Here is a 10,833-nt window from a genome sequence, read left to right as displayed (position 1 = left end):
GGATTACCGGTACCAACTACGACGAACCGGCAGTCAGGCGGGGTGGTCGTCGTTTTGGGGCTCTTCCGGAAGAGTCACAAAAATTAACGAAAGGTGTGCGCGTGAGAGATTCCAAAGGGCTCGAAAATCATGGTGATCTGTTTCTTGGGTCTTGCTTAGTTTCGCGAACCGCGTAGTGACTGAACTGCCTGCTTGCGTACTGCGTCCGTTGGAGGCCGGACTTCATTGGGCTGTAAGAATCGTGGCCCTATGCTGTGTGCTCTCCAACCATCAAGGCCGAGAGCGTCGTTCCCTTTGTTATCGAGAAGGTCTGGGCAACGCTCAAGTGTGAGGAAAACGGCGTTTTCGATCGGTGTAGTCGGCCGCAGTGCGACGTAGGAATCTCCAAGATCAGGCACCAGTTTGACGGCAACAATCTCGGGCGAGATGATAATCGGATGAGTACCGAATGCGCGGTTCGTTAACAATGACTGAGCGGATTCGAAGTCATCAAGCCATGCACTTGCGGTGCCGGGGACAACAGCTTGGGCGAGCAGTTCACGGTCAAATTTTTTAGACTTAATGCCCTCTACTACCTCGAATAGGAAATTGGCGGCGTTGAAAATAGCCCGATTTCCCGCTGCTTCGATAGCTTCCCGTCCGCTCTCACTATCGCCTCTGAGAAGTTCGGATCCCCAAGCCTTCCTATCCTCTAGGAGAGTGGCTGCCATTTTGCCATCGGCGCTGGTAATCCAAAGTGCGCTGGCTGCGGCTTTGAGGACCTTTTTGTCACCGCTAACAAGGAGGTCTCCGTTACCGTCTTCGTAGAGAGCGAAAAGGAAATTGTCATCGGGGTCATCGCAGATTCGCGGTAGTTTTTGCTCCGCGCGGTCCGGAACCTCTGTCCCGACAAGGGCGATGGCATCGATGAGGGATAGGCCTTCTTCTACAGTGAAGCGCTTCCGAAATTTTTCTCTAGAAATAACGTCTTCAATTTCTTGGAGAAGGTGTTCGCAGTAGAGCAACTCAAATTTTCCTGCGAAACATGCTTCAATCAGCGCGCGCTCGGAGCCGCGAGGTGACAGCAAAGACGATATGAAGAGGTTAGTATCAACAACCAGACGCAACTTTCTGTGTGCTGCTATCTGTTGAAGCTCTTCGGTCACTTACCTGCCCCCAAGGCGGTACGGATCCTCTTCTCCATTCGCATAGTGGCGATTTCTTCATGAGCAAGCGCTTCCGCAGCATCGGGATCAAGGGGCTCAGATTGAGCATCGATTGTGCGGAGAAGCCGGCGGTAGGCTGCTGTAGCAAGTTCGTTGTCGCTAAGTACTTCGACAGAGGCGGCGGACTTTTGAGCGTTTTCAAGAAGACGCTTACGTGCTGCATCTTTACGATTCATGGATCTACCCACCTTTCATAATCGGCGAAGGTCTGAGTCAAAAGTTGGAGCTTATTTTACCTGACATTACGACACACAGCTAGCCTCCGACGAGATTCATTAAAAAGCCCGCGAAAGGCCTCGGCCTCGGCCAGTCACCTGCATGTGCGAGACATACTCTGTCTTTCCGAGCAGAATTGGAGGCCTTGAAATTATTCTTTTAGAGACTAGAAAGAGGAAGCGCTCGCGCTGTACTGAGGAGCAGGCTTAACCCCGGTTAAATCGATGGCACGTCCCTCAGAGCTACTTATCTTCGCCAACCTCCCTGATTCCTTCCACAATCCTCACCGTCTCCACCGCCACACGCGTGACCTTCGCGATGAGATCCACTATGTACCGCGGATTTCCTACCTCGTCAGCCCAGTCGTTGGGGTCGTTGACGATTCCCGATGCCTTGTCCTTCTTTACCCGGTACCGGTCAATAATCCACGCCAGCGCAGACCGCGAGCCGAGCATGTACTCGTCCGCCTCCGGCGGGATATCGCGGATGGTCACGGACTTGTTGTAGACGAGAGTCGTAACATCGTTGACGTTCTTACCCGTCTCCGAGTCCTTCTTCTTTGCCCACTTCATCTTTTGCACGCGCCACGTCTCGCGGTCGGACTCGTCTGCCGATGCCTTCAGATCCACTGTCACCGGCCACGGTTCCACGTCCTCGTAGTTCACATGCAGATCCATGAGTTCCCGGCCGGCGGCAGCCAGTTGGTCGAACCGCGCCCGCGATGTTGGAGTCTCGATATGTGGCAGCATCTTCTTCAGGTCCGCGGCGTACTTCTCCCGGTACCCGGGGTCATGCAGCTGCCCGTACACGAAGTAGAAGATGTCATCCTTCGTTACATCCGAGCCCAGCGCCTGGCGGTAAATCCCAAGAATCTCGTCCGTGATGTTGTCCACGCGGCGGTACCCGTCGAGGATTTCTCCTTCGGTACCAGGCTCCGAGCCTTTCGATGCCCCCATCCCAAAGTCCAGCTCACCCTCCGGCGTCTCGAGGGGTTCCCAAGCCCAACGTGGGAAGAACTGGGTCGTCTGGCCGAACAAATCGAGACTTGGAATGGTATCTAGTGCCAGTGATGAGAAATTGCTATTTGGTTTCGGGCTTGTTACAGCGATACCGATGCTGCGGTGTTCCGGTGGGACGAAGATGGATGCAAGACTATAACGGCGTTGATTCAAGGATGCGTCGAAATAAAAGTGTTGGCTAAAGAATGGTCGGTAGGTGCCTTGGGCAAACCCTTGCGGTTCGAATCTGATAGAAATATTATTCTTGAGCTTGCGAAGCAGGACGTCGTCCCAAGAGAATTTGTCCTTGGCTAAGAATTCCGACGCATGCTGCGCGAGGAACTCCGATGGAGCGGATTGGTCGCTGACGGAAAGATTAGTCGAATGAAACTGTACCCTGGCCTTTTCGAACGTATTTACTAGTCGACTTGCATTCTTTTCCACAGTTTGAAGGTTGGAATTAATAACCCATGCATCTTTCGCGGATGCAAGTCCCAACGAATATTTTTTAAAGAAGGTCCTAGCAGTTTTGTCCTTCTTGTCTCCAAGCACCGGCCACGTCTCGAAGTCCTCATCGCGCTGATTGAGCCAGTCCCCGTAAATATTGGGCTCAATAATTTGCCAATCGACATTATCGAGCGTGGAGCCATCAACAATCGCAAGTTTTTCGTCTGCACTGAGGTAGTCACCGATATCGCGATAGTGGATACACACATCGTCGGGGATTTCACGTTTAACGGCGATGATTACAGCTACGGTGTTTCGACTTCCGGAGCCGAAGACTTTGCCCCCTTCCTTGCGGGACTGTTCGCCGGCTGTACGTTGGTTGCCGCGGAGGTTGTACACGTATATGTCGCTGAGCTCATCCTCAAAGGAATGACGCACTCCATCTGAGCTATTGCTTTCGAGCCAACCGCCGTTGGAAACGAAAGCCATGACACCGTGCGTACCGAGCCGATCGATGGACCAGCGGAAGGCCCGAAGATACGAGTCGTAAGCGGTGCGCGAAGACGAAGCCGATGAGTTGGCCACGAAAGTTTCCTCAATGCGGCGGTCGAGTGACGGATATTTGAGGTTTTGGTTGTTATCGTTCGCGCTCGTTTGACCCACGGAATAGGGCGGGTTGCCGATGATGATGTTAATTGGCGCATCAATCTGCCGCTGGATGGCGGCGTTGTTTTCTTTGAAGACCTTGAGGTCGAGAATGTCGCCTTCTTCGTGGATCTGGAAAGTGTCCGCAAGTGCGATGCCGTCGAAGGGGACGTACGCGGGTTCAGGCTCATTGTTGCGTTGGGCGCGTTCGGCTTGGAGGGCGTTGTAGGTGGTTTCGATGTTGACCGCGGCGACGTAGTAGGCGAGCAGCATGATCTCCGTGGCGTGGAGCTCGGTCGCGTACTTGCGGGCGAGGCCGTCGGGCTCGATGAGACCGGACTGGAGGAGTCGGACCATGAACGTGCCGGTGCCGGTGAAGGGGTCGAGGATGTGGACGCCTTCGTCGGTAAGGCCCTTGCCGAAGTGCCAGCGGGAGATTTGATCGGCGGAGCGGAGGATGAAGTCGACGATTTCGACTGGAGTGTAGACGATGCCGAGGGCCTCGGACTGCTTCTTGAAGGCTTTGCGGAAGAATCGTTCGTAGAGGTCTTTGATCACTTGCTGTTTGCCAGATGCGGAGGAGACCTCGGAGGCGCGCACGCGCACGGACTCGTAGAACTTGGTGAGGGATTCAGTCTCCGACTCGAGCTTGGCGTCGGACAATGCGTCGACCATGCGCTGCATGACGCGGGCGACCGGGTTGTGCGCGGCGAAGTCGTGCTCGGTGAACAGCGCGTTGAAGACCGGGGCAGTGATCAGGTGCTGCGAGAGCATGCTGATCGCTTCGTCCTCGGTGATCGAGTCGTTGAGGTTGCCGCGCAGGCCCTCGATGAAGACCTCGAATTCCTTGCGGATGGTGTCGTCCGCGGCATTGATGAGTGCCTTGATGCGGGCGATTTGTGCCTCGGCGATCGTGGCGACATCGTCAGCCCAGTCTTCCCAATAAGTACGCGTACCGACCTTGTCGACGAGCTTGACGTACATGGCCTCTTGCCAGGCTTCGAGGGAGAACAGAGTCATCTGCTCCGCTGTGAGTTCCTGCTCGCTGGAAGCTTCGGACTGGCCGGTTGGGGAGACATCGGAAGCATTGAGTCTATTCTTGGCCATGGCCGGATCGTCGTCGGCAGGCTTATCGTCTGGCTTCGGGTTCGATACGGGCTGAACATCGATGGGCAGCTCGACCTTCTCGTTGAGCGCAATCGAGTTGACCTTAGCGTTGAAGCGGTCATCGTGGGCGCGCAGGGCGTTGAGAATCTGCCAGACTACGCGGAAGCGCGTGTTGTCGTTGAGCGCCTGGGACGGGGATACTCCCGGCGGGATAGCGACGGGCAGGATGATGTAGCCATAGTCCTTGCCCTCGGCTTTGCGCATGACGCGGCCGACGGACTGGACGACGTCGACCATGGAATTGCGTGGGTGGAAGAAGATGACGCTATCGAGGGCGGGGACGTCCACACCTTCGGAGAGACAGCGAGCGTTGGTAAGGATGCGGGTCTCGTCTTCGGGGATGGAGGACTCGAGCCACGAGATCTTGTTGCCGCGCTCGAGGGCGTTCATGGTGCCATCGACGTGCTCCACGGCTACTTGGAGATCGATGTTGAGCAGGCTGACGTCGTTGGTTGCCGCGTGGTCCTTGAGCTGCTCTTGGTACTGGCGAATGAGCGTGGGGAAGGTCTCCTGGATGGTCTTCGAGGCCTTGATGTCCTTGGCGAAGGCAACGGTGCGGAGCATGGGTTGTGCATTGGCCTCGAAGCCGGACTTCGTGTCCTGCTCGGCACCCGAACGCTTCGCGAGTCCGTTCCACGCGCCGATCATGGCAGAGGCAGTGGTGAGGTTGATTTCGTTGGTGGGGTTGGCGGCGAGGACGTCAGCGGCGATATCTTCCTCGACCGTCATGACGAGGACCTTGTAGTCGGTGAGCAGACCCTTGTCCACGGCCTCGCCGAAGCCGAGGCGGTAGAACTCTGGACCGTAGATGGCCTCGTCATCCATGGAGGCAAGCTCTGCGGAATGTTCCTCGGCCTTGCCCTTTACGTTGTCATCGAACAGGCGGGGAGTCGCGGTCATGTAGAGACGCTTGCTGGCCTTGATGTATTTTTCGTCGTGAATCTTCACGAAGTTGGAGGCGTCTTCGCCGACGAGGGTGACGCCGGTGGTGCGGTGGGCCTCGTCGCAGATCACGAGATCGAAGTCATCCATGCCGTACTCCGCTTGGGCCTCGTGAATGGCCTCGATGGACTGGTACGTGGAGAAGATGACGTTGATACCGGCACGACGCTTGCCCTGCGCGGTGCGCTCGGCAATGTTCTTGCCGTTGGTAGAGACCGGAACCTCCAAGTCATAGGAGGCAATGTCTTCAGCCTTCTTGGAGACCTTCGTATCCGAACAGACTGCGTAGGACTTCAGAGGCAGGTGCTCCTGGTTCTGTGCGGTCCATTCTTTTAACGTCTGCGAGAGCAAGGAGATGGAGGGAACGAGGAAGAGGACGCGGGCACGCCCGCCGTTGTTTTCCGCATACTGCTCCGCCAGACGCAGGGCGGTAAACGTCTTTCCCGTACCGCACGCCATGATGAGCTTTCCACGGTCGTGTGTTTCAAAGCCTGCGATAGCCTTCGAGATCGCTTCTTGCTGGTGTGGACGCGGGGAGAAAACCTCGCGCCGGGTGAGGTTAATTTCGATCTCAGAACCCGGGAAGGTCACATCCCAGTTGATAGGGGATTCTGCAATCGCTGCCGTGCCGATACGGTTGGTCGGGATGAGCTGGTGCTCCAGCATCGCTTCAGCATTCTTTGACCATCGCTCCGATGTAGAGATGATGATCCGCTGTGCGAAGGATTCTGTGCCCTTGTCTGTAGTAAACGAGTGTCCGGATGCCTCAAAGAAGGAATCGAGGTGACGCTTCTGAATATAGGTATCCGGCTTGTAGAACTTGCACTGGATGGCAACCCACGCGTCGTCATCGGCGCGCCGGGCAACCAGGTCGATGCCGGTGTCTTGCTTACCGCCGTTAAACTCCCAATCGCTCCACCGGCTGACTTCCGAGAACTGATCCTGGAGGACGGGATCGGTTCGGAAGTAGTTGACCATTAATTTCTCGAACTTAATGCCGTACGAGCCTTGAGGCTGATTTTCACGGAGCTGGGTTAGGACTTCACCGAAAGCAGACATGGTGTCCATTATGGACTACACATGAGTTCTCCACTTTCGAATGGTGGCGATGTTGTGCAGCCGGGGTGGATGACTTAAGCCACTAGTAGAGCCCTCCATTCCTCATCATGCTTCGCCGTGTGTGAGAGATGAGGTAGTCGCTCAAGGGGCGGCCGGAGTGGATAGCGGCATCGTAAAGATAGTTGTGGAGGGTATCGGCACGCGAGCGGGGGCTGGTGCGTAAATCGAAGTCACGTTGGATCTGGGCGACTACGAATGGCACGGCGTTGATCTCGGAGACCGCGATTAGAAGTGCGGCGACGCTGCGCTCCACTGTGGCGTTGGTCGAGCTAAATTGCTTCGGTTTGTCGTGGGCTAGGGCGCTCAGGAGACGTCGAGTGGATGTCAGCAGTTCCGGATCGACCTCTGGGTGATCGTTAAACCACTCGGTGATAAGTGCGTCCCATTGCTTTACACCAGCGATAACGTCTGGGGCTAGGGCGCTGAGTTTGGTGTCCTCGGAGGGGAGAGGGGAATCGTCGAGCTGCGCGTCGAAGCGGGAGGTCTCGGGGACGGGCATGCCAGGGCCGAGGCCGATGGCATCCGGGCCGTAGTCGTAGGAGTCGAAGTCGAATTGTGCTTCAAGTTCCTTTCGGAAGCGCCTTCCTTCTTCCTTTAGTGCTGAGTCGAGCTGCCTTTGGATGTGGGCGGGGCGTCCTGAGACCTCGCCAGTCCAGGTGACGAACTTGGTGAGGACGCGTGGGAAGCACCGGAGGAATGAGTCACTGGCCATGACTTTACGGGCTACGAGGGTCAGAGCCATTTCCACACGCAGTGGGGACCAGTGGTAGAGGTCGGCCATGGTGTAATTGGTTGTGATGCTGAGTAGCGTCTCGGCAGCATCGGCCTCCTCCTTCTTAAGCGGAACGGCATCCAGGAAGGCGGCCAATGTTTCTTCAGCTTCGGAATTATCGCTTTCTTCAAGACGAATACGGCGGCCGATGATACCGGGACTGGAGACAGTAGCCGGGACATTATCTAGTAGCGAGAGCACCCAGCGCAGCAGCGGACGGGTGGTAGGCCAGCTTTCACCAGGGCCGTCGTCGACTGTGATCTCATCTAGCCAGATGGCGTTGCTGAGGAAATCGGCCAGGCCCTCCTGGCTCGTAGGGCCGAAGCTCTCCATCGAATCATCCTTGGACATGATCTCCATAACCTGCTGTGCATTGGCCTCGGTGAGGAAACAGTCATAAATCGAGCCATTGCCGCCTGCTAGGTCAATGGAGACATTCACTGTCAGGGGCGCAGAGTGCGGGACGGATAGCTCGAGAGTGTAGTAATGGACATCCCCGTAGTACTGCGTAGCCTCGATGACGTTGACTACGCTGGCTTGCTCAAGGTGAGCAAGCCAGGTCGGTTCCTGCGGTAAGTCATCGCGCCGGGCGAGCTCAGCGCGATGGAGCTTTACGCGCTCTTTATCTTCATCCAGCAGGGCGGCGGCCCAGAGTACCGCGGTCGTCTCTGGGGCGGGGTTATCCCACATGGCTTCAAAGAACTCGGCAGGCTTTTGCGAGAAATCGTCATCCAGGGACAGGATCGCAGAGACCCACTGAAGTAGATCGATAGGGCTTGAACCGTGCAGGAAGGCCGCAAGGCCGGGCATGGAGGCATTCATGACACTAGAGTCTATCCATGTATCTGCGGCAGTGGGGCTGCGTTCATCTATGCGGATCCGCGTGTAGGCTCGGCACTGTTATTACCAGTGAAAATTGGGTTAATTCGACATCCCAAGGAGATTCGTGATGAAAAAGCTCATCAACTCACCGGAAAACGTAGTGGCGGAGTCTGTAGACGGCTTCGCGCTGGCACACGGCGACATCGTCAAGCGCTTTACGGAGCCGCTGTTTGTGGCGCGTGCGCAGAAGAAGAACGAGGGCAAGGTTGCGATTGTCTCTGGTGGTGGCTCAGGCCATGAGCCGCTCCACGCAGGCTTCGTGGGCCACGGCATGTTGGATGCGGCGGTGCCAGGCGCGGTGTTTACGTCGCCGACGCCGGATGCGATCCAGGCGGCGACCGATGAGGTTAATTCTGGCGCTGGTGTGCTCTACATCGTGAAGAACTACACCGGCGATGTCCTCAATTTCGATACCGCCGCTGAGCTGGCTGAGTTTGATGACATTGAGGTCAGCCAGGTCATCGTTGATGATGACGTCGCGGTGGAAGACTCCACTTTCACTGCGGGCCGTCGCGGTGTGGCGGGCACGCTGCTCGTCGAAAAGCTTGCGGGCGCCGCGGCTGAGCGCGGCGATGACCTCGCTGCTGTCACGGCACTGGCGAAGAAGGTCGTGGAGAACACTGCGACCATGGGTGCAGCACTGAGTGCTTGCACCGTGCCGCACGTGGGCAAGCCTTCCTTCGACCTCGCAGATGATGAGGTTGAGCTCGGCGTCGGTATCCACGGTGAGCCTGGCCGCAAGGAGATTCCGTTGGTCTCCGCGGACGATGTCACTGATCACCTCATGGAGCCGATTCTTGCCGACCTGAAGTTGGCAGAAGGCGAGCGCACCATCGTCGTAGTCAACGGCATGGGTGCCACCCCGGCATCGGAGCTCTACGTGGTCTATCGCCGGGTGGCACAGCTGCTGGAGAAAGCCGGCGTAAGCATCGAGCGCTCCCTCGTGGGCAACTTCGTCACCAGCCTGGACATGGCGGGATGTTCCGTGACCGTTATGCGCGCTGATGATGAAGACATCGCGCTGTTCGACGCCCCCTGCCATACCGCCGCACTACGCCAAGGAGAATAAAGTGACTTCTGTGGAAACTTTGAACACCGAATGGGCCCTGGCTTGGATGAAGGGCTGCGCGGAGCAGGCCCACGAGCACCGCGAGGAGCTCATTGAGCTTGACCGTGTCATCGGCGATAGCGACCATGGCGAAAACGTGGACCGTGGTTTCCGTGCTGTCGTTGAGAAGCTTGAAGCAGATGCTCCCGCAAGCATCGTGGATGTGCTGAAGCTGACGGCCAAGACTCTGATGTCCACCGTCGGCGGTGCATCTGGTCCGCTTTTGGGAACTGCGTTCCTGCGAGCCGCAAAGTCAGTCGGCGGTGAAGCGCTCGATGGCGCTGGCGCGGCCGCGCTCATTGAGGCGGCACTCGAGGGCATCACCACCCGCGGCAAGGCTCAAGAAGGGGAGAAGACCATGGTGGATGCGTGGGCGCCGGCGGCGCGTGCTGCCCGCGAGCAGGCTGATGCCGGGGCAGGAGCTGCCGACGTTCTGCGCGCGGCAGCCGATGCCGCAGCCGAAGGCGCCGAGGCAACCATTCCACTCGTTGCAACCAAGGGCCGTGCTTCCTACTTGGGCGAGCGCTCTGCTGGCCACAAGGATCCGGGTGCTGCTTCGACCGCGCTGTTTATCGCTGCAGCAGCGGCGGCGGCAGCCGCCGCTGTAAAGGAGGGCTAGGGCATGGCAGAACCGGAAGTGGGCCTGGTCCTGGTTTCGCATTCCGCAAAGCTGGCCGAAGGCCTTGCTGAGCTGGCTGGGCAGATGGCAGCTGACGTGCGTATCGCAGCCGCGGGTGGTCTGGAGTCCGGTGAAATCGGAACCTCGTATGACCTCATCGAGTCAGCTATTAATGACCTGCTCGGTGAAGGCCTCGCAGTTGTCGTTCTCACCGACTTGGGCTCGGCAACGATGACCGTTGAGTCGGTGTTGGAGTTCCTCGACGATGAGCCGGTGAAGTTCGTGGACGCGCCGCTCGTGGAGGCCGCTATCGCTGCGGCTACTGCGACACAGCAAGGTGATGACCTTGACGCAGTTGCTGTTGCTGCCGAGCGCGCCATCGAGGTGTTCGTGCCAAAGCAAGCGGCGGAAGGCAAGGCAGACGTCGCAGACGGCGATGCATACTCACGGTCGGCAACTGTGGCTGATGCTGCTGGTCTCCATGCACGCCCTGCAGCGAAGGTAGCTGAGATGGCCGCGGAGGCAGCGGGCGACATTGTCATTGCATTCGATGACGACCGAGCTGATGCCGATTCCGCCATGATGCTGATGTCCTTGGGCGCCGCCCAGGGCGACACAGTAACGGTTAGCGGTCAGTCTGTGGACAAAGAGATCATCGATAAGATTGCTGACGCCATCGCGGAAGGACTCGACGGCTAGGTCGAAAGCAGATG

Annotated in this window: 7 protein-coding genes; 3 read left to right on the top strand and 4 right to left on the bottom strand. The window is 57.5% G+C overall.

The genetic code is table 11. The annotated features are described in order from the left end of the window. Positions 1-155: 155 nt before the first annotated feature. The 4 genes from HMPREF3148_RS02365 to HMPREF3148_RS02350 form a co-directional block, all read right to left on the bottom strand. Positions 156-1,145 (bottom strand): putative toxin-antitoxin system toxin component, PIN family, encoded by a 990-nt coding sequence (locus HMPREF3148_RS02365; RefSeq protein ID WP_070508622.1) that lies wholly within the window; start codon positions 1,143-1,145, stop codon positions 156-158. Beyond that, positions 1,142-1,381: a hypothetical protein gene (locus tag HMPREF3148_RS02360; RefSeq protein ID WP_070508621.1), complete on the bottom strand. Its 240-nt coding sequence runs from the start codon at positions 1,379-1,381 to the stop codon at positions 1,142-1,144. Before HMPREF3148_RS02360 ends, HMPREF3148_RS02365 begins: the two co-directional genes overlap by 4 nt. 282 nt (positions 1,382-1,663) lie before the next feature. Continuing rightward, a complete protein-coding gene (locus HMPREF3148_RS02355) occupies positions 1,664-6,679 on the bottom strand; it encodes a DEAD/DEAH box helicase (RefSeq protein ID WP_070508623.1) in 5,016 nt (1,671 codons plus the stop codon). 82 nt (positions 6,680-6,761) lie between these two features. After that, positions 6,762-8,333, bottom strand: a complete 1,572-nt coding sequence (locus HMPREF3148_RS02350) for a hypothetical protein (RefSeq protein ID WP_049151279.1) — start codon at positions 8,331-8,333, stop codon at positions 6,762-6,764. Positions 8,334-8,460: 127 nt separating this feature from the next. On the opposite strand from HMPREF3148_RS02350, the gene dhaK reads away from it, so the two are divergent. From dhaK to dhaM, 3 genes are read left to right on the top strand one after another with little or no spacing between them, the layout of a single operon-like run. Further along, complete coding sequence (dhaK, locus tag HMPREF3148_RS02345) at positions 8,461-9,462, top strand: dihydroxyacetone kinase subunit DhaK (RefSeq protein ID WP_049151283.1); 1,002 nt, start codon at positions 8,461-8,463, stop codon at positions 9,460-9,462. A 46-nt stretch (positions 9,463-9,508) separates the two neighbouring features. Continuing rightward, on the top strand, positions 9,509-10,120 hold the full coding sequence (gene dhaL / locus HMPREF3148_RS02340) for a dihydroxyacetone kinase subunit DhaL (RefSeq protein ID WP_049145393.1): 612 nt from the start codon (positions 9,509-9,511) through the stop codon (positions 10,118-10,120). A gap of 3 nt (positions 10,121-10,123) precedes the next feature. Then, positions 10,124-10,819 carry a dihydroxyacetone kinase phosphoryl donor subunit DhaM gene (dhaM, locus tag HMPREF3148_RS02335; RefSeq protein ID WP_070508620.1) on the top strand — a complete coding sequence of 232 codons (696 nt, stop codon included), beginning with the start codon at positions 10,124-10,126 and terminating at the stop codon, positions 10,817-10,819. The last annotated feature ends 14 nt before the right edge of the window (positions 10,820-10,833 follow it).

Source organism: Corynebacterium sp. HMSC05D08 (genome assembly GCF_001807215.1).
Taxonomy (GTDB): Bacteria; Actinomycetota; Actinomycetes; order Mycobacteriales; family Mycobacteriaceae; genus Corynebacterium; species Corynebacterium striatum.
The sequence above is the reverse complement of the archived record's forward strand: the minus strand, read 5'-3'. Positions and strand labels throughout refer to the sequence as shown.